Raw genomic sequence first — 21,120 nt, forward strand, 5'->3', positions numbered from 1 at the left:
GCAGCGCAGGAAGACAGATGCAATTCGTATTTGACGGCCATAACGACGTTCTCCTTCGACTCTGGACCCATTCAAAAGACGGCAGCGACCCGATCGCGGAATTCGCAGAGGGCACGACGACCGGCCATATCGATGCGCGCCGGGCGAAAGAGGGCGGTCTTTCCGGCGGCCTCTGCGCCATCTACATTCCTTCGGGCGATCTTGTCTTCGCCGATCCGGATGCCGATGGCTGCTACATCACACCGATGGCGGCCGCTCTCGATCCGCTGCCGTCACTCGCCATCGCCACCGAAATGGCGGCGATCGCGCTGCGGCTCGACCAGGCAGGCGCCTGGCGGCTCTGCCGGACGGTGAAGGACATCCGCGGCGCCATGGAGGACGGCATCTTTGCCGCCGTCATGCATATGGAAGGCTGCGAAGCGATCGGCCCGGATCTTTCGGCTCTCGAAGTATTCTATGCAGCGGGACTTCGATCGCTTGGCCCGGTCTGGAGCCGGCACAACGTCTTCGGTTACGGCGTGCCCTTCGCCTTCCCGATGTCGCCGGATACGGCGCCCGGCCTGACCGAGGCCGGTTTCGAGCTGGTGCGGGAGTGCAATCGCCTCGGTATCCTGATCGACGTTGCCCATATCACCGAAAAAGGCTTCTGGGACGTAGCGAAGACGACGGACCAGCCGCTGGTCGCCAGCCATTCCAATGCGCATGCGCTGACGCCGGTCGCACGCAACCTCACGGATAGGCAGCTCGACGCGATCCGCGAAAGCCGCGGCCTCGTCGGCATCAATTATGCGACGGCCATGCTGCGTGACGACGGCCGTTCGGACAGCGATACGCCGCTTGCCGACATGATCCGCCACATCGACTATCTGGTGAACCGCATCGGCATCGACTGTGTGGCGCTCGGATCGGACTTCGACGGGGCCACCATTCCTGAGGAAATCGGCGATGCGGCCGGCAATCAGAAGCTGATTGCCGCTCTCCGGGAGGTTGGATATGGTGAAGCCGACCTGACGAAACTTGCCCGTGAAAATTGGCTTCGTATTCTGGCGCAAGCTTGGCGAGAGGACCGCGCCTAAAGTGCCACGTGCCTCTGGATACTCTGAAAACGGACAATAGTTTTAATGTGATATGACCGACAAAACGCTTCGTAATCAATCAAGAACAGGGGAACAGACCATGATGATCACCAAGCTCAGCCGCAATTTCCGCCTGCTTTCCGCAGGAGCCGCCCTTTCGCTCCTGATGATGACGGCACCCGCCGCCTTTGCCGAAACGCCCAAAGACACGCTGGTCGAGGGTTTTGCCATCGACGACATCATCACCATGGATCCCGGCGAAGCCTTCGAGCTTTCGACGGCGGAGATTACCAGCAACAGCTACAGCCTGCTCGTCCGCCTCGATCTTGCCGATACATCCAAGGTGAAGGGTGATCTTGCCGAGAGCTGGAGCGTCTCGGATGACGGTCTCACCTATACGTTCAAGCTGAAACCCGGTATGAAATTCGCCTCCGGTAATCCGATCACCGCCGAAGACGTCGCCTGGTCCTTCGAACGCGCCGTCAAGCTCGACAAGAGCCCGGCGTTCATCCTCACCCAGTTCGGCCTGACCGGCGACAATGTCACCGAAAAGGCCAAGGCGACTGATGCCAATACCTTCGTCTTCACCGTCGACAAGGCCTATGCGCCGAGCTTCGTGCTCAACTGCCTGACGGCGACCGTCGCTTCCGTCGTCGACAAGAAGTTGGTGATGGAACATGTGAAAGCGGTGACGCCGGATGCCGAGCACAAATACGACAATGATTTCGGCAATGAATGGTTGAAGACCGGTTATGCCGGCTCCGGCGCTTATAAGCTGCGCGAATGGCGGGCCAACGAAGTCGTTGTGCTCGAGCGCAACGACAATTATTACGGCGACAAGGCCAAGCTCAACCGCGTCATCTACCGCTACATGAAGGAAAGTTCGGCCCAGCGGCTGGCGCTGGAGGCCGGCGATATCGACATCGCCCGCAATCTCGAGCCCGGCGATATCGACGCCGTGTCCAAGAATGCCGATCTCGCAACGACAAGCGCACCGAAGGGCACGATCTACTACGTCAGCCTGAACAACAAGAACGAGAACCTGAAGAAGCCCGAGGTCCAGGAAGCCTTCAAATATCTGGTCGACTATGATGCGATCGGCGCGACCTTGATCAAGGGGATCGGCGAGATCCACCAGACCTTCCTGCCGAAGGGCCAACTCGGCGCGCTCGACGAGAACCCGTACAAGCTCGACGTCGCCAAGGCCAAGGAACTGCTTGCCAAGGCTGGCGTTCCGGACGGTTTCTCGGTGACGATGGACGTGCGCAATACGCAGCCGGTGACAGGTATTGCCGAATCCATGCAGCAGACGCTGGCGCAGGCCGGCGTAAAGCTGGAAATCATCCCCGGCGACGGCAAGCAGACGCTGACCAAGTACCGCGCCCGTACCCATGACATGTATATCGGCCAGTGGGGCTCCGATTATTTCGACCCGAATTCCAACGCCGATACCTTCACCAGCAATCCGGACAATTCCGATGCCGGCACGGTGAAGACACTCGCCTGGCGCAACACCTGGGAGACGCCGGAACTCGACAAGATAGCCAAGGCCGCACTTCTCGAACGTGACAATGCCAAGCGTGCGGCAATGTATCAGGACGTCCAGAAGAAGTTCCTTGCCAACAGCCCCTTCGTCATCATCTTTCAGCAGACCGAGGTCGCCGGGTATCGGAAGAACCTGAAGGACTTCAAGCTGGGGCCGAGCTTCGACACCAACTTCGTCGGTCCGATCGCCAAGGAATAATCCGGCGGGATTAACGGCGTGAGCACCATCGAAACCACACGGGAGGCGCGGCCCCGCAAGGGCCGTGCCGGCGCCTTCGCGAAGGCTTTGGGACGGTTCCTGTTCGCCGCCGTCACCACTTATCTCGGCCTGCTGGCCGTCACCTTCTTCATCGGCCGCGTCGTGCCGATCGATCCCGTGCTTGCCATCCTCGGCGACCGCGCTCCTACCCACGTCGTTGAGCGGGTGCGCCAGGAGATGGGCTTCAACCTGCCGCTTTATCAGCAGTTCTACATCTATATCAAAGGCATCCTGTCCGGCGATTTCGGCAACTCGGTGTTGACGACCAATCCTGTCATGGTCGACATCCGCCGGGTCATGCCGGCGACGATCGAGCTCGCGACGTTGGGAACGCTGATCGGCGCCTGCGTCGGCGTGCCGCTCGGGGTTCTCGCTGCCGTGCGCCGCGGCAGCATCGCCGACCAGGTCGTGCGCGTCATCGGCCTCGTCGGTTACTCCGTGCCGATTTTCTGGCTGGCGCTGATTTCGCTCGTCATCTTCTATGCGCAACTGCGCTGGGTGGCCTTCCCCGGCCGCATCGACATCGTCTTCGAATATACGTTCACGCCGATCACCGGCTTTTATCTTCTGGATAGCGCCTGGCAGGGGCAATGGGATGTCTTCTACGATGTCTTCCGCCACATCGTCCTGCCCGCTTCGCTGCTCGGCTATTTCTCGCTCGCCTATATCAGCCGCATGACCCGCAGCTTCATGCTGAACGAGCTTTCGCAGGAATATATCGTGGCCGCGCGCGCCAAGGGGCTTTCGGAAACGCGGGTGATCTGGGGTCACGCGCTGCGCAATGCCGCCGTGCCGCTGGTCACCGTCATCGCGCTTTCCTATGCCGGCCTGCTCGAAGGATCGGTGCTGACCGAGACCGTCTTTTCCTGGCCGGGCATCGGGCTCTACATCACCAATTCGCTGCAGAACGCCGATATGAACGCCGTGCTCGGCGGCACGATCGTCATCGGGACGATCTTCATCGGCATCAACCTTCTGTCCGATCTTCTCTACCGGACGCTCGATCCGAGGACGCGAAATCGATGACGGCTCCTGCCAGCCCCTCTCCTGCGATGAGCCGCCGCGAATGGCTGCTTTCCGACCGGCCGCAATCGCGCAGGCAGGCCCGCCTCGGCCGCGCTTACGTCACCTGGCGGCAGTTCACGGCCAACAGGCTCGCCGTCGTCGGCCTGCTGATCATCATCGCCCTGCTCCTCGTCGCCGCTTTCGCGGATCTCCTCGCCACGCACAACCCCGTCGTCGGCGATCTCCGCAATGCCCGCCTGCTGCCGCCGGGAACGGCCGGCTACCTGCTCGGCACGGACGATCAGGGCCGCGACATCTATTCGCGGTTGATCTACGGATCGCGTTTGACTCTGTTCGTCGTGGTGCTCGTCGCCATCATCTCCGCGCCGATCGGGCTAATCGTCGGCACGGTCTCGGGTTATGCCGGCGGCTGGGTGGATGCGACGCTGATGCGCATCACCGATATCTTCCTTGCCTTTCCGAAGCTGGTATTGGCGCTCGCCTTCGTTGCCGCTCTCGGCCCCGGCATCCAGAACGCGGTCATCGCCATCGCCATCACCTCCTGGCCGCCCTATGCCCGCATCGCTCGGGCCGAGACGCTAACGGTCCGGCGTTCCGACTATATCTCGGCGGTAAAGCTGATGGGCGCCTCGCCGTTCCGCATCATCGTGCGTCATGTCATGCCGCTCTGCATTTCCTCGCTGATCGTGCGCGTGACGCTCGATATGGCCGGCATCATCCTGACGGCGGCCGGCCTCGGCTTTCTGGGTCTCGGCGCACAGCCACCGCTGCCGGAATGGGGCGCGATGATCGCCTCTGGACGGCGCTTCATCCTCGATCAGTGGTGGGTCGCGGCCATGCCCGGCATAGCCATCCTCATCGTCAGCCTAGGCTTCAACCTCTTGGGCGACGGCCTGCGCGACGCGCTCGATCCGAAGGAGAGCGGCCAATGACAACACTTCTGACGGTCGACAAGCTCAAGGTCAGTTATCCCACTCGCACCGGCCTGATCGAGGCCGTGCGCGGCGTCTCCTTCACGCTCGGCAGGGAAAGGCTCGGCATCGTCGGCGAATCCGGCTCCGGCAAGTCGCAGACTGGCCGGGCGATCATGGGGCTGACGCCGAAACACGCCATCGTCACGGCCGACAGGCTCGATTTCAGCGGCATCGATCTCCTCAAGGCATCCGCCGGCGAAAGGCGTAGGTTGCGCGGCAAGCGCATCGCCATGATCCTGCAGGATCCGAAATATTCGCTCGACCCCGTCATGACGATCGGACGGCAGATCTGCGAAACGCTGCGCACCCATGAGAAGATCGGCAAAGCGGAAGCGCGCGAACGGGCGCTCGCCATGCTGGAAGCGGTGCAGATCCGCGATCCCCAACGGGTCTTCGACCTGCACCCGCACGAGGTTTCGGGCGGTATGGGACAGCGCGCCATGATCGCCATGATGCTGATTGCCGGGCCTGAACTGTTGATTGCCGACGAGCCCACTTCGGCGCTCGACGTAACGGTGCAGCTCGATGTGCTTCGGATCATGGACAGGCTGGTCTCCGAACGCGGCATGGGGCTGATCTTCGTTTCCCATGATCTGAGGCTGGTTTCCTCCTTCTGCGATCGCGTCATCGTCATGTATGCCGGCAAGATCGTCGAAGAGCTCGCGGCCGCCGATCTCAAACATGCTGAGCATCCCTATACGCGGGGACTGCTGAACTGCATGCCGGAAATCGGCGCGAACCGCCATCCACTGCCGGTGCTCGACCGCAAGCCGGAGTGGGCGGCATGAGCGCAGCCCTCCATGTCGACAATCTCAGTGTCGTCTACGATGATTTTCATGCGCTGAAAGATGTCAGCATCAGCGTCCAGCGCGGTGAATCCTTCGGCCTCGTCGGTGAATCCGGGTCGGGCAAATCGACCTTGCTGCGCGCCGTTGCCGGACTCGCGCCGATCAGCGGCGGCGCGATCCGCATCGACGGCGAAGAGCTGAAAGGTTCAAAGCGCAGCAAAGCCTTCTATCGCCGCGTGCAGATGGTCTTCCAGGATCCCTATGGCTCACTGCATCCGCGCCAGACGATCGACCGGCTGCTGCTCGAGCCGCTTGCGATCCACGCCGTTACCGATAGGGACAAGCGCATTGCCCGCGCGCTCGACGAGGTCGGTCTCGGCAATGGTTTCCGTTTCCGCTACCCGCATCAGCTTTCCGGTGGTCAGCGACAGCGTGTGGCGATCGCTAGGGCGCTGATCGTGCAACCGTCGATCCTGCTGCTCGACGAGCCGACGTCGGCGCTCGACGCCTCGGTGCAGGCGGAGGTGCTGAACCTGCTCGAACAGATCCGCCGCGACCGCAAGCTTACCTTCGTCATGGTGAGCCATGACCTCGGCGTCATCACCCACATGTGCGAAAGGCTCGCGGTGATGCGCAACGGCGCCGTCGTCGAGCGGTTGAGCTCGGAAGAACTGGCACGGGGCGCGGTCCAGGAGGATTACACGAAAAATTTGATGATCGCGAGCAAGGGTTTCGTCAAAGCCTGAAAGGCAATCATTTCAGGCCATTGAAAAGAAAAGGCCGGCGGCGGCGTTAAGGATAATGTTCCCTTAAAAGACGACCATTCGACTAGACTATTGACAGCCGCCCCGCTTCTGTCATGATCCTGTTAACGATTGTTAGCTTTCGTGATCGATGGAGGTCGAGGCATGTTCTTTCTCGGTGGGATGACCATGGGCTATCTCGATCCTCCGGCGAGGGCTGATCGCAAGGAACAGATTACGGTCTCCATGCCGGCGGAACAGGACCGGCGCCTGATCGGGACCGAGACCTCCGATCTGCAGCAGAACGAGAACACCATCGAGCGCTCATTGATCTGGGCATGGCGCACGCTCTGCTAAAGAGCGGTTGAATTTTCTCTTCCGCTCGCTCTGGACGGAAATTTATCTCTACCTACCTGATAGGGAATAAGAAATATAACAGCGAGCCGCACAACCGGCCGCACGAGAACAACGGAGGCGACACATGGCAGAGCTGGGTATTTCGCATACTCACGTGAACCACTATGGTTCGGTAGCCACCAAGAAGCCGCACGCGACGCGCCACAGGCTTCAGACGGTGCTCCATGGGACGATCTTCACCGCGGCATTCCTGTTCGTGGTGGCAATGGTCTGCGGCGTCCTCGGATAGTCGGCAGATGATGGGCCTCGGCACGTGCCGGGGCTGCGTGCGTCCATTCATGCGGCGCGTTTCCGCGCTTGGGCAAGCCCGATCAAAGCGCGGCCAGACGATGATCTGGCGAACCTTCCTCTTATCGAAAAGCTCCTGCATTCCGCAAGGTGGCGACAAGCTCGGCGCTCAGCCTTGTGCCGCAAGCGCGGGGCTCGTTCGGCTCACGACTCTTGACTTGAATTATCGCGAGAGTGTCCAACTTTTCGCCATGGTTTTGCGGAGAGGGTATTGATCGACCTTCGCGCTGGACCAAGGCTACGCCCGGTTACATCGCTTGGCGCAGACGTCATTCACTCCGGTCTCATCGATCTTCGAAGAATCGGGCCCCGTTCATGTAGCAGTCATGATAAGCAGTGCAAAAGGCTGAGCAAAACAGCCATAACTTTGTTTGGATCCAGAACCGAACCCATGTCTATTGCCAATCTTTCTCCGAGCCTTCCGCGCGACTCCGATACGAAGCAGATCGATCACAATGATTCGATCCGCTCGACCTATCTTTCCATCGAGGACATCAAGGCGATGGGCGAAGCCGTCGCGGTCAATGGCGTCGACAAGCTGCCGGCTTTCGCCGCCTTTGATTTCTTCGCGCGCCACAAGGAAAACGAGAAGGAAATTCTGCGCGTCTACCGCACCACGGCAACCGACGTCGAGGCCGGAGAGACGATCACGCCGGCGGCGGAATGGCTGCTGGACAATCACTACATCGTCGAAGAGGCGATCCAGGAGGTACGGCGCGACTTTCCCCGCCGCTTCTACCGCGAATTGCCGACCATGCGTGTCGTCGGCGTCGACATTCCGCGCACGCTGGTGCTTGCCTGGCTCTACGTTGCCCATACCCACAGCACGATCTCGCAGGAAAGCCTGACGGCGCTGGTCGACGGCTTCCAGACCAGCGAGACGCTGAGGATCGGTGAACTCTGGGCCCTGCCCTCGCTGGTGCGCTATGTACTGGTGGAAAACCTTCGCCGCATTTCGAGCCGTGTCGAAACCAGCCGCCGCCTGCGCCGCCGCGCCAACGAGGCGGCCGACGAATTGGTGCGCTTGACCGATCCGGCCAAGGCTGCCGCCTATCTGAAGACGCTGGAACCGTTTGCCGAAGACAATACCTTCTCGACGCAGTTCCTCTATCGCCTGCGTGACGGCTCACAGACGTCGAGCCTGGCAATCACCTGGCTCGATGAACGCCTGGAAGAGCTCGGTCGCAATACCGAAGAGGCGACGACCGCCGAACACAGCCGTCTCTCTTCCGGCAACGTGACGATGGGCAACATCATCCGCAGCCTGCGCGAGATCGACGATACCGAATGGTCGGTCTGGGTCGAGCAGGTCAGCCATGTCGACAAGCTGCTCTGGGAGCATTCGGATTACGGCATCCTCGATTCCGGCTCGCGCAACAAATACCGCAAGCAGATCGAGAAACTGGCCAAGCGCTCGCCGCTGACCGAAATGCAAATCGCCCAGCTGGCGCTCGACATGACGGAGGCCGCCAAGGCCTCCGACGAGCCGCAGCAGCATGAGCCGAATGTCGGCGGTTTCCTGTCCGGCGCGCAACGCCCGAAGCTCGAGGCGCGGGCGAATTATCGCCCGACGATCACCCAGCACTTCGTGCGCGCCGTGCGCCGGTTCAACTGGCTGTCGATCGCGCTGCCCGTCATGCTGCTGACGATCATCGCCATGGCGATCGTCGGCAGGTTCATGGCAAGTGCCGGAATGGGCGCCATCGAAATCGCAATCCTGCTGATCATGTTCTCATTGCCGGCCTCGGAGGGCGCAACGGGTCTCTTTAATACCCTGCTGTCCTTCTTCGTCACCCCGGCCCGCCTCGTCGGCTACGAGTTCAAGGAAGGCATTCCGGAGGATGCGCGCACACTGCTCGTCGTGCCCTGCCTGATCTCGAACCGCGACAGCGTCGACGATCAGGTGCGCAATCTCGAAGTTCATTATCTCGCCAATCCGCGTGGAGAGATCTATTTCGCGATGCTCAGCGATTGGCCCGACAGCGATGCCGAGGAAACGCCTGCCGATCTCGAGGTTCTCGATTATGCAAGACGCGAGATCGCCAATCTTTCCGCCCGCTATGCCTATGACGGCAAGACGCGTTTCTACCTGCTGCATCGCCGCCGCCTCTACAATCCCTCGGAAGGTGTGTGGATGGGCTGGGAGCGCAAGCGCGGCAAGCTGCATGAGCTGAACATGCTGCTGCGCGGCGACCGCGACACGACCTATCTGCCCGGCGCCAACACCGTTCCGGCCAATGTGCAATATGTCATGACGCTCGATGCCGACACACGCCTGATGCGCGATGCCGTCACCAAGCTCGTCGGCAAGCTCTATCATCCGATCAACCGCCCGGTCATCAATCCGAAGACCGGACGCGTCGAAAACGGCTACGGCGTGCTGCAGCCGCGTGTCACGCCGTCGCTGACGACGGGCAAGGATGCCTCGGTCTTCCAGCGCGTCTTCTCGATCAATCGCGGTCTCGACCCCTATGTCTTCACCGTGTCCGACGTCTACCAGGATCTGGCCGGCGAAGGCACCTTCACCGGCAAGGGTCTCTATCATGTCGATGCTTTCGAAGCCTCGCTGAAGGGCCGCATCGAGGAGAACTCGGTGCTCAGCCACGACCTTCTCGAAGGCTCGATGGCGCGCTGTGCGCTCGTCACCGATCTCGAACTGGTCGAGGATTTCCCGATCCGTTACGAGGTGGAGACCTCGCGCCAGCATCGCTGGGCGCGCGGCGACTGGCAGCTCCTGCCCTATATGTTCAATCCGAAATATGGCGTGACCGCGCTTGGCCGCTGGAAGATGTTCGACAATCTGCGCCGTTCGCTGACCCCGATCGCCTGGTTCTTCGCCTCCGTTCTCGGCTGGTATTTCATGGGTCCGCTCGGCGCGCTCGTCTGGCAGATTCTCTTGATCTTCTGCCTGTTCGTGGCGCCGACGCTGTCGCTCATCAACGGCATCATCCCGCGCACCAGCGATATCGTCGCCCGCGCCCATCTCTATACGGTCTGGTCGGATATTACCGCCGCCAATGCGCAGGTCGCCTTGCGAATCGTCTTCATCGCCGATTCGGTGGCGATGATGGCGGATGCGATCGGCCGTTCGCTCTACCGGCTGTTCGTCAGCCGCAAGCTGATGCTGCAGTGGCGGACCGCCGCCAGCGTCCAGGCCGGCGGGCAGGGCACCCTCGCCTCTTATTACAAGCAGATGTGGCATGCGCCGGTACTGGCGCTGCTGGCGCTCGGTTTCGCAGCCCTTTCCGGCGGCAACGCCTTCCTCGTCGGCATCCCCTTCGCGCTCTTATGGATCCTCTCGCCTGTCGTCGCATGGTATGTCAGCCAGTCGGCCGAGACCGAGGACCGGCTCGAGGTCGCCGATTCCGTCTCGAGCGAGCTGCGCAAGATCGCCCGGCGCACCTGGCGTTATTTCGAGACCTTCACCACCCCCGAGCAGAATTATCTGCCGCCGGACAATATCCAGGAAACGCCGCATGTCATCGTCGCGGCGCGCACTTCGCCGACCAATATCGGCGTCTACCTGCTCTCCGTCGTTTCCGGCCGGCATTTCGGCTGGTTCTCCTTTGAGGAGACACTCGAACGCCTGGAGCAGACGATCGCGACGATCGACAAGATGGAGAAATTCCGCGGCCATCTGTTCAACTGGTATCATACCGATACGCTGCAGACGCTCGGGCCGCGATACGTCTCAGCCGTCGACAGCGGCAATCTCGCCGGCCATCTGATCGCCATTTCTTCGGCCTGCCGCAACTGGGCCGAGGCGCCGTCGGCCCACATGCAGGGCAATCTCGACGGTGTCGGCGACACGGCCGGCATCCTCGGCGAAGTGCTGGCGGACCTGCCCGACGACCGCAAGACCGTGCGCCCGCTGCGCCGGCGCCTGGAAGAGCGCATCGTCGGCTTCCAGAATGCGCTTGCCGCCGTCAAGCGCGAGCACGAATTCGCCTCGATCCGCATCATAAACCTTGCCGTTCTCGCACGCGACATCGAGAAGCTCGCCGCCAATCTCGACCATGAGGTCAAGTCGAAGCAGAGCGAGGAAGTCACCCAATGGGCGGCATCCCTCGTGAAGGTCTGCGAGGCGCATATATCAGACAGCACCTTCGATCTTTCCAAGGTCGATGCGCTCAGGCCGCGCCTGGTGGCGTTGCGCGACAAGGCCCGCGATCTCGCCTTTTCGATGGATTTCGGCTTCCTGTTCCGGCCGGAACGGCGCCTGCTGTCGATCGGCTACCGCGTCGAAAGCGGCGAGCTCGACCAGGCCTGCTACGACCTTCTCGCCTCGGAATGCCGCCTGACCAGCCTCTTCGGCATCGCCAAGGGCGATCTGCCGACGGAACACTGGTACCGTCTCGGCCGCCAGGTCGTGCCTGTGGGTTCACGCGGCGCGCTGGTCTCCTGGTCCGGCTCGATGTTCGAATATCTGATGCCGCCGCTCGTCATGCAGGAGCGTGGCGGAGGTATTCTCAACCAGACGAACAATCTGGTCGTCGTCGAGCAGATGAATTATGCCCGCAAGCTCGGTATCCCGTGGGGCATTTCGGAAGCGGCCTTCAATGCTCGTGACCATAACCTCAATTACCAGTACACGAATTTCGGCGTGCCGACGCTCGGTCTCAAGCGCGGCCTCGGCCACAATGCCGTCATCGCCCCCTATGCTTCGCTGCTGGCCAGCCAGTACGACCCGCCCGGCGCGCTCGAAAACCTGCAGAGACTGCGCAAGGTCGGCGCGCTCGGCAAGTTCGGCTTCCACGACGCGGTCGATTTCACACCGACGCGCGTGCCGGAAGGCAAGAAATGCGCGGTGGTCTACAATTATTATGCCCACCATCACGGCATGTCGATCGCGGCCGTCGCCAACGTCGCCTTCAACGGCCATCTGCGCGAGCTTTTCCACTCCGATCCGGTGATCGAGGCGGCGGAGCTTCTGCTGCAGGAAAAGGCGCCGCGCGACATTCCCGTCATGAGCGGCAAGCATGAATCCGATACGCCGGCCAGCATCCAGGAGGATCTCATGCGGCCGGAAATCAGGAAGATCAGCGATCCCCTTTCGCGCGACCGCGAGCTCGTGTTCCTGTCGAACGGCCATTATTCCATGATGCTGACGGCGACGGGCGCCGGTTATTCCCGCTGGAACGGTCTTTCCGTTTCCCGCTGGAAGGCCGATCCGACCGAAGACCGCTGGGGCACCTTCATCTTCCTGCGCGATACCGCCACCAACGAATGGTGGTCGGCGACAGCGGAGCCGAAGGGTGTCGAGGGCGAAAAGATCAAGGTCGAATTCGCCGACGAGAAGGCGCAGTTCATCAAGACGGTCGGAGATCTGACGAGCGAGGTGGAGTGCATCATCGCCACAGAGCACGATGCGGAAGCCCGTCGCGTCACACTGCTCAACATGGGCACGGAAGATCGTTTCATCGAAGTCACGTCCTATCTCGAACCGGTGATCACCTCTGACGATACCGACAATGCGCATCCGGCATTCGCCCGCATGTTCGTCAAGACCGAGATCGGCAAGCGCGGCGACGTCATCCGCGCCGAACGCAACAAGCGTGACCCGAACGAGCCGAACATCAGCATCGCGCATCTGATCGTCGACAATGCCGGCGACACCCGTCACACCGAATTCGAAACCGACCGGCGCAAGTTCATTGGTCGCGGCCGCAGCCTCGCCGATGCAGCGGCCTTCGATCCGGGTGCCACGCTTTCCGGCAGCGACGGTTTCACGCTCGATCCCGTAATGTCGCTGCGCCGCACGGTGCGGGTGCCGGCCGGCAAGAAGGTCAGCGTGTTCTTCTGGACGATCGCCGCGCCAAGCCGCGACGAGGTCGACAAGGCGGTCAATCGCTACCGTCATCCCGACGCCTTCAACCATGAGCTCGTCCAGGCCTGGACGCGCACGCAGGTGCAGATGCGCCATGTCGGCGTCACCTCCCAGCAGGCGGCCGCCTTCCAGCATCTCGGGCGCTACCTCGTCTATCCCGACATGCAGCTGCGCAAGGATGAGGCGACGGTCGAGGCCGGCCTGCAATCGCAATCGGCGCTCTGGCCGCTGGCGATCTCCGGCGACTTCCCGATCTTCACGTTGCGCGTCAACGACGACATGGATCTCGATATCGCCCGCGAGGCACTGCTGGCGCAGGAATATCTGCGCTCGCGCGGCGTCACCGCCGATCTCGTTATCATGAACGAACGCGCCTCTTCCTATGCGCAGGACATGCAACACGCGCTCGACGCCATGTGCGAGAACGTACGCCGCATGGGCCAGGCCGACGGCTTGCGCCAGCATATTTTCGCGGTTCGCAAGGACTTGATGGAGGAGAACACTTACAAGGCATTGATCGCGGCTTCCCGCGTCACCCTGCATGCGAAGAACGGCAAGGTGGTCGACCAGATCAACCGCGCCGTCGCCCTCTTTGCGCCGTCGAAGGACGAACTGCAGGAGATGGAGCGCGTCGAGCGCAACAGGGTACCGGTCAAGCGCATTGCACCGGTGCCGCCGCCCGTGGTGCCCGCCGTTGCCATCGAGGAGGAAGGCGACCTCGACTTCTGGAACGGCATTGGCGGCTTTACCCGCGACGGCCGCGAATATGTCATTCGCTTGCCCGGAGGTCATGCGACGCCGCAGCCTTGGATCAATGTCATCTCCAACGACAGGTTCGGCTTCCACGTGTCGGCCGAAGGCGCAGGTTTCACCTGGAGCGTCAATTCGCGCGATTATCAGCTGACGTCCTGGTCGAACGATGCGGTGGTCAACCGATCGGGCGAGGCCTTCTATCTGGCCGATCTCGAAAGCGGCGCTGTCATGACGCCGTTCGCAGCGCTTTCGCGTCGGCCGGACATTCGTTTCGAAGCCCGCCACGGGCTCGGCTATTCGGTCTTCTCCACCGTTCAGCACGAAATTGCGCTCGAGCTGACGCAGACGATCGACCGCGAGAAGCCGGTGAAACTGCAGCGCCTGCGCCTGCGCAACACCGGTTCGACCGACCGTAAGCTGCGTCTCTACGGTTACGTCGAATGGGTTCTTGGCAACAATTCGGGACGCACGGCGCCCTTCATTCTGTCGAGGCATGACGAGGAGACGGGGGCGCTGTTTGCCACCAATCCCTACAGCATCGATTTTTCCAACCGAACCGCCTTCTTCGCGGCGAGCGAGACGTTTTCAAGCTTCTCGGCTAGCCGGCGCGAATTCATCGGCAAGGCGGGCACGATCCAGATGCCTCAGGCCGTCACCTCCGCAGCTCCGCTTTCGGGCATCACCGAACTGGATGGCGATCCGGCTGCGGCTGTGGCGATCGACATCGAACTCGGGGCCGGCGAGGAGCGCGACGTCACCTTCTTCCTCGGCGATACGCCGACGGAAGAAGAAGCGCGCGCCCTGATCGCCGATATAAGCAAGTCTTCGTTCGAGGATGCGGTCGAGGCCAACCGCGCCTTCTGGCACGATTTCACCGGCCGACTGCAGATCTCGACGCCGGATCGCGGGATGAACAATCTCGTCAACACCTGGCTGCCCTATCAGAGCCTCGGCTGCCGCATCATGGCCCGCACCGCCTTCTATCAGGCAAGCGGCGCCTTCGGTTTCCGCGACCAGTTGCAGGATACGCTGGCCTTCCTGATGCACGAACCCTCGATCGCCCGGCGGCAGATTCTGAATGCCGCCTCGCGGCAGTTCCGCGAAGGCGACGTTCAGCATTGGTGGCTGCCGGGAACGGGTGCGGGCGTTCGCACCTTGATTTCGGATGACGTCGTGTGGCTGAGCTACGCGATCCAACATTATTGCAGCGTCACCGGCGACAAGAGCGTGCTCGACGAGGAGCTTGCCTTCCTGGAAGGCCCCGCTCTTCTCGAAGGTCAGCACGACTCGTTCTACAAGCCGGAGATTTCGGAGGACAAGGCGAGTGTCTACGAACATGCGGCCCTGGCGCTCGATCTCGCCATCGCCCGCAAGGGCGCGAATGGTCTGCCGCTCTTCCTCGGCGGCGACTGGAACGACGGCATGAACCGCGTCGGCATCGGCGGGCGCGGCACCAGCGTCTGGCTCGGCTGGTTCCTGGCGGGTGCATTGCGCGCCTTCATTCCCTATGCCGAAGAACGGGGCGATACGGCCCGAGCGGAGCGCTGGTCGGCCCATCTCGCCGAATTGAAGAAGGCGCTCGAAACCGCGGCGTGGGACGGCAGCTACTATCGCCGCGGCACATTTGACGACGGCGCGCTGCTCGGCTCCAAGGAGAGCCCGGAATGCCGGATCGACTCCATCGCACAATCCTGGAGCGTTCTGTCCGGCGAAGGCGACCCGGCTCGTGCCGGAAAGGCGATGGATGCCGTGCTTGACCAACTGGTCGACGAGGAGGCGCGCATCATCCGGCTGTTCACGCCGCCTTTCGTCAATTCCGCCAGGGATCCCGGTTATATCAAGGCCTATCCGCCGGGCGTGCGTGAAAACGGCGGGCAATATACCCATGCCGCGACCTGGGTTGTGATGGCGCTCGCGGAGCTGAAGCGGGGCGACGACGCGCTGCGCTGCTTCCAGATCCTCAATCCGATCACGCATGCGCTCGACAAGGCTTCGGCCGAACAATACCGGGTCGAACCCTATGTCGTGGCAGCCGACGTCTATGGGCATGAGCCTTATACGTCGCGCGGCGGCTGGACCTGGTATACCGGATCGGCCGGCTGGCTTTACCGGGCCGCGGTGGAGGGCATCCTCGGTATCCGGCTGAAGGAAGGCCGGCTCCACGTGCGTCCGTCGCTCCCGTCGGAATGGGACGGTTTTGCGGCGGAGGTGGAGCGGGGCGGCGTCAAATACCGCATTTCGGTCTCAAAAGCGTCCAATGCCAGCGGCTACACTCTGTCGATCAACGGCAGCGAAGTCACCGATCCCGAAGAGGGATATCCGCTCGGATAACAGCGTTCTCCACGCTGAAGAACACGGCGATTCGCGGCGGCCAAAAGGGAACCCTTTTGGCCGCCGTCGCGTTTGCAAAATCGGATAACAGGAGAAACCATATGGCAAGCACGCTGACCGAGGCCATCGGCACCGAGCGCAGTTCCTCATCCGCTGCTGCGACGGGGCGCGATACAAGGCTTGACGTGCTGCGTGGCCTGGCTCTGATCATGATTTTCATCAATCATGTTCCCGGACAGGTCTTCGAATATGTGACGACGAAGAATTTCGGTTTTTCCGATGCCGCCGAGGCTTTCGTCCTGATCTCCGGCATCGCCGTCGGCCTCGCCTACGGTTCCCGCTTCAAGCCGGGCGGCCGCATCAAGACGGCGACCAAGGCAGCGCGGCGCGCCTTCACGCTCTACCTTGCGCATATGATCACCACCTTCATGACGCTGGCGCTCTTCATTTGTGGTGCGTGGCTGTTCCACCGGCCGGGGCTGCTGGTCGAGATCAATATCCTGGCGGTTCTGATGAACCTGAAGGAAGGCGTTCCGGCGCTGCTGCTGCTCGGTCACCAGATCGGCTACAACAATATCCTGCCGATGTATGGCGCATTGTTGCTGATGGTGCCGATCATCCTGCTCCTCAACGAGCGAAGCCCGCTTCTGGCGCTCGCCGTTTCCGGCACGGTCTGGCTGCTGGCCGGCATTTACGAGGTGGCGCCGCACAATTTGCTGATAGAGGGCTACTGGTTCCTCAATCCGCTCTCCTGGCAGTTCCTGTTTTCGATTGGAATTGTTTCGATCCTGCATATCAAGCGCGGCGGCACGATCCCGCGGCATCCGCTGCTGCTTGCGGCTGCCGCCTTCTATGTCCTGCTATCCTTCGTCTGGGTCACCGGCCATCTGTGGATTTTCGGCAATTCGCTGGCAGCGCTCGGCCTGCCCACCGTCATCACTGGTTTCGACAAGACTTTCCTGTCGCTGCCGCGGCTGCTGCATGTGCTGGCGCTGACCTATCTCATCATCAGCATCCCGGCGTTCTCGCGCATCCTGCGGCGCCCCGCCGGACACCCGCTGACGATCCTCGGCCGTCATTCGCTGAACATCTTCGTCGCCGGCACGATTCTCGCCATGATCGGCCAGGTCGTGCTTTATATCACCAACAAGGATCCGCTGGTTGGCCCGCTCTTCGTGATCGTGGGCATCGCGACGCAATTCGCCTATGCCTACTATCTCGAGCACAAGCGCCAGCTGGGCAAGATCAAGCACAAGCTCGTGACGGAGATTGCCGCCGTCCCTGTGCCTGTGCGAGTCGGCGGAGCGGCGAATACCTATCGCCGGACCAATCGGAAATAGGAATCCCCGGTCTGATTGAAGAGCGACGGGCTTAGCGGGCGCCCGAAATCAGCATCGAAAAGCACCACGGCATGGCAGCGCCTTTCGCGCGTCTGAAAAGACGCGCTGCGCTGTAACGCCGCCGGCTCAACGTTTATGAACGAGAATATTCACCAGCCGGTCGAAAGGATCGCGCACGTAGAAGCGCCTGACGCCCCAGGGCTCGTCGGCCGGCCCGTATTCGATCGGAACGCCGGCAGCAGACATCGCCTCGAAAGCAGCATCGAGATCATCCACCTCGATGGAGAGATCGGGCACCGGAGTCCCGGAGCCGCCTTGGCTGGCGACACTGAGCTGAACCTTCATGGACGTATTCGCGCCGAACGTGACGATCCAGCCGAGATCCATCATGAGATCAAGCCCGAGAATATCCTGATAGAAGCTTTTGGCGGCCATGATGTCGGGCGCCTGGACATTGGCGACGATGCGTAGGACCTTCATGGGTTTTCTCCTGTGCTTAGGCACAGCACGAGGTTAGGGAAGAACAGCGGGCGGATCAATCAGTTATGACTTACAGCCATGTGGCTAATGCATATCGTCCGCAGCGGTTTTGGGGGAGCAAAGTCCTAAAGCGTGGCGTATAAACATCGCCAAACAAAAGGCCGGAAGAGCGTCTGCCCTTCCGGCCTTATTCTTTAACTCGAAGCGCTCAGGCGGCTTCGGTGGTGTGGGCCTTGCGGACTTCTTCGTCCGTCAGGATGCCGCTGGCGCGCAGCAGCGCGGCGAAGCGGCCATTGCTGTGGCTGAGCTCATCGAAGCCACCCTGCTCGACGACGCGTCCATCATCAAGGAAGAGCACCATATCGGCTTCGCGGACCGTCGAGAGGCGGTGGGCGATAATGAAGGTGGTGCGGTTCTGCCGCAGATTGTCGATCGCTGCCTTCACGCGGGCTTCGGTCTCGACGTCGAGCGCCGAAGTTGCCTCATCGAGCACCAGGATCGGCGCGTCTTTGAGGATGGCGCGGGCAATCGCGATGCGCTGACGTTCACCACCGGACAGCTTGTTGCCGCGTTCGCCTACATGAGTTTCGTAACGATCCTCACGGGTCTCGATGAAGTCGGCGGCGGCGGCGGCTTCGGCCGCACGGCGCATGTCCTCCTCGCTCGCACCTTCGCGGCCGAGGCGGATATTGTCGCTGATTGAGCGATTCAGTAGGCCCGCATCCTGGAAGACGGTAGCGATATGGCGACGCAGCGACTTCCGGGTCACCTTGGTGATATCGGTGCCGTCGACGAGAATCTGGCCGCCCTGCGGGTCATAGACGCGCTGCAGCAGGTTGACCAGCGTCGTCTTGCCGGCGCCGGTCGGACCGACGATGGCGACTGTCTGGCCAGCCTTCACCGAGAAGGAGACATTGTGCAGGCCCTGCGAGCTGTTGCCGAAGCCGAAGGAGACGTCGCGGAATTCGACCGCACCCTTGACGTTCTTGATCTCGCTGTTGCCGGCTGGCTCTTCACGATCGCGCACCGAGTCTTCGAGCGTGTAGAAATCCTCGAGCTTGGAGCGGGCCTCGAAGATCTGCGTCGCGAATTGGCGCATCAGGTCGAGACGGGCGATCAGCAGGTTGGCAAAGCCGATGAAGGCAATGACGTCACCGATGCGCAGCTCGCCCGACTGGACAAGCATCGTGCCGATGATCAGAACCACCATCATCGCGATGGTCGAGGCCATGCGGTTCAGCGCGCTGGCGAGCGCCCACCAGTCGAGCACCGGATACTGCGCTTCGAGCAGCCGGTTGGCGAAGGATTTCAACGCCTTGGTTTCCGCTTCGATACGGTTGTAGCTATGCAGAACGGAGACGTTGCTGATCGAATCGCTGACATGCGAGAAGACGGTATGGTAGTGGTTTTCGACCGAAGCCTGGCCATCCTTGGTGCGGCTCATGACCACGCGGCCGATCAGCCAATAGGCGATGCCAAGCACGATCAGCACGGCGGAGAGGCGCAAGTCCATCGACATTGCCGTCGGCACCAGCAGGGACAGCGCAATGACCGTCGACAGGTGGTTGCGCATGAACTCAAGCCAGAGGCCGAACAGCGTCTCGCAGGCACGCAGCAGCGTATGCAGCGCGTTGGAGGTGCCGCGCTGATGGTGCCAGGCAAGCGGCATGGAAATGATGCGGCCGAAGGCTTCCGTCAGCAGCGTTGCCCGCCGGCCATGAGCAAGCCGGTCGGCCTCGCGGGATACCAGAACGAAGGCGACAGTATTGAACACGGCGAAACCAGCCCACATGAAGAGGATGGGTTTGACTTCGCCCTTGCCCGATATCGCATCGATGATGCGACCGAACAGGATCGGTTCCGCAATGGTGATGGTCGCCAGAACAATGTTGGCGATAACGACCAGGGATACGCGGAGCTTGTAAGCGCCAAGATAGCGCAGAGCTCTTGCATAGACCTTGAATAGCGACACGTCTAACCTCTTGTGCATCTGCGAAAACGGGAATGATGGGATGCTACAAAAGGCTACCTGAACCGGCGATTAACGGAGAATTCGGAATTCAGCCCGCCAAGTGGTGAACTTGATTGCACGATCACAGCTGCGACGAATTTGAAGCCGCCTCAATAGGATAGAACAGAGGGGCGCTCTCGGGCTCCTCAGATTTTTCGGCGCGGGGTCTGGCGCCCGAATTCCGCCATGATTATATCTGGCGACAATTTGCGCTTGCATTTTAATCAATGTTTAGCGCAGCATTAAATTAGAGACTGCATTTTTTGAAGAAGACCGTTACGCGACCAATCTGAACAGCCGCCAACGGCCTCGATGCGGGCATCAGGTGCGGGCAAAGGGCGCTATTTGTGAATATTAATTCTTTAATTCAATTGCTTGTCATTCTGGAAGAGTGCCCAAATCCGGACGCCGTCGTCACCGAACTCGAGCAGGTCCTCCACGGTTCCGGTTTCCAGTATTACGGTCTGCTGCGACATTTGCAGCAAAACCCGGCGCAACAGAAGATCGAACTGCGCGCTGCGCCGCTTGCCGGCCGCTGGCCGGAACAATGGCTACAGATATATGCCGCAAAAAAATATGTCCGGATCGATCCGATGGTGCGTTATCTCGCGCATGCGCAACGGCCTTTCCGCTGGCGGGAGAGCATGGCAGCCTTCGACGGTGATGCGCATCAGCGCCGCATGGAGCAGATGATGGTCGATGCCTTCGGCCACGGATTGGAGGACGGCTATCTCTTTCCGATTCATGGGCGCAACGGCATTCTCGGCAGTCTCAGCCTCGGCGGCAAGCCGATCGACTTGTCGCCGGTGGAAATCGCGCTGCTCGAGGCCGTGGCGCGCAAGACCTTCTGGCGATTGCTTGACCTGAAAGGCGAGGCCGAGGCGCTGGAAACGATGCTGCCGACCGAGACGCCGCTGACGCGGCGCGAGATGGAAATCCTCCACTATCTTGCCGAAGGCATGACGTCGATGGAGATCAGCAAAATGTTGAAGATCTCAAACCATACCGTCGACTGGTACATGAACGGTCTGCAGGCCAAGCTGAAGGCAAAGAACAGGCAGCAGGCAGTGGCGCTCGCCTTCCGCCACGGTCTGATAAGCTAGGCTTTTTCTATCCATCTCGCTGAAATCGCCGCATACTGTCGGCCGACGCCCCTGGCATGGCGAGAAAGTGCATTTCGCAGTCGCAAGAGAAATTGAACTTCCCGTGACAAGAAGTTAAGAATTTTCTTCGCGGGTGCAGCATGCCCGTGTCTGAACGAC

General features: G+C 61.2%; 13 protein-coding genes. 11 read left to right on the forward strand and 2 right to left on the reverse strand.

What is annotated here, in order from left to right; translation table 11 throughout:
- Window positions 1-17 precede the first annotated feature (17 nt).
- From AMK00_RS20480 to AMK00_RS20520, 10 genes are all read left to right on the forward strand, one after another.
- On the forward strand, window positions 18-1,076 hold the full coding sequence (locus tag AMK00_RS20480) for a dipeptidase (protein ID WP_064811539.1): 1,059 nt from the start codon (window positions 18-20) through the stop codon (window positions 1,074-1,076).
- A gap of 100 nt (window positions 1,077-1,176) precedes the next feature.
- Window positions 1,177-2,820, forward strand: a complete 1,644-nt coding sequence (locus tag AMK00_RS20485) for an ABC transporter substrate-binding protein (RefSeq protein ID WP_064811540.1) — start codon at window positions 1,177-1,179, stop codon at window positions 2,818-2,820.
- 18 nt (window positions 2,821-2,838) lie between these two features.
- Window positions 2,839-3,906 (forward strand): ABC transporter permease, encoded by a 1,068-nt coding sequence (locus AMK00_RS20490; RefSeq protein WP_064805583.1) that lies wholly within the window; start codon window positions 2,839-2,841, stop codon window positions 3,904-3,906.
- A complete protein-coding gene (locus AMK00_RS20495; protein ID WP_064805585.1) occupies window positions 3,903-4,838 on the forward strand; it encodes an ABC transporter permease in 936 nt (311 codons plus the stop codon). The genes AMK00_RS20490 and AMK00_RS20495 overlap by 4 nt, the downstream gene beginning before the upstream one ends.
- Window positions 4,835-5,668 carry an ABC transporter ATP-binding protein gene (locus tag AMK00_RS20500; protein WP_064805587.1) on the forward strand — a complete coding sequence of 278 codons (834 nt, stop codon included), beginning with the start codon at window positions 4,835-4,837 and terminating at the stop codon, window positions 5,666-5,668. The genes AMK00_RS20495 and AMK00_RS20500 overlap by 4 nt, the downstream gene beginning before the upstream one ends.
- On the forward strand, window positions 5,665-6,414 hold the full coding sequence (locus AMK00_RS20505; RefSeq protein ID WP_064811541.1) for an ABC transporter ATP-binding protein: 750 nt from the start codon (window positions 5,665-5,667) through the stop codon (window positions 6,412-6,414). Before AMK00_RS20500 ends, AMK00_RS20505 begins: the two co-directional genes overlap by 4 nt.
- A gap of 162 nt (window positions 6,415-6,576) precedes the next feature.
- On the forward strand, window positions 6,577-6,768 hold the full coding sequence (locus tag AMK00_RS20510; protein ID WP_064811542.1) for a hypothetical protein: 192 nt from the start codon (window positions 6,577-6,579) through the stop codon (window positions 6,766-6,768).
- Window positions 6,769-6,892: 124 nt separating this feature from the next.
- Window positions 6,893-7,057: a hypothetical protein gene (locus AMK00_RS32650; protein ID WP_020922541.1), complete on the forward strand. Its 165-nt coding sequence runs from the start codon at window positions 6,893-6,895 to the stop codon at window positions 7,055-7,057.
- A 450-nt stretch (window positions 7,058-7,507) separates the two neighbouring features.
- Window positions 7,508-16,027, forward strand: a complete 8,520-nt coding sequence (locus AMK00_RS20515; protein WP_064811543.1) for a GH36-type glycosyl hydrolase domain-containing protein — start codon at window positions 7,508-7,510, stop codon at window positions 16,025-16,027.
- 101 nt (window positions 16,028-16,128) lie between these two features.
- Window positions 16,129-17,367: an OpgC family protein gene (locus tag AMK00_RS20520; RefSeq protein WP_064805595.1), complete on the forward strand. Its 1,239-nt coding sequence runs from the start codon at window positions 16,129-16,131 to the stop codon at window positions 17,365-17,367.
- Between the two features lie 126 nt (window positions 17,368-17,493).
- Here AMK00_RS20520 and AMK00_RS20525 read toward each other — a convergent pair whose 3' ends face one another.
- Together AMK00_RS20525 and AMK00_RS20530 are read right to left on the reverse strand one after the other, a co-directional pair.
- On the reverse strand, window positions 17,494-17,847 hold the full coding sequence (locus tag AMK00_RS20525; protein ID WP_064805597.1) for a VOC family protein: 354 nt from the start codon (window positions 17,845-17,847) through the stop codon (window positions 17,494-17,496).
- A 208-nt stretch (window positions 17,848-18,055) separates the two neighbouring features.
- A complete protein-coding gene (locus AMK00_RS20530) occupies window positions 18,056-19,819 on the reverse strand; it encodes a glucan ABC transporter ATP-binding protein/ permease (protein WP_064805599.1) in 1,764 nt (587 codons plus the stop codon).
- Window positions 19,820-20,205: 386 nt separating this feature from the next.
- On the opposite strand from AMK00_RS20530, the gene AMK00_RS20535 reads away from it, so the two are divergent.
- Window positions 20,206-20,961, forward strand: a complete 756-nt coding sequence (locus AMK00_RS20535) for a helix-turn-helix transcriptional regulator (RefSeq protein WP_064805601.1) — start codon at window positions 20,206-20,208, stop codon at window positions 20,959-20,961.
- The last annotated feature ends 159 nt before the right edge of the window (window positions 20,962-21,120 follow it).

The sequence above is a fragment of the Rhizobium sp. N621 genome, from assembly GCF_001664325.1.
Taxonomy (GTDB): Bacteria; Pseudomonadota; Alphaproteobacteria; order Rhizobiales; family Rhizobiaceae; genus Rhizobium; species Rhizobium esperanzae.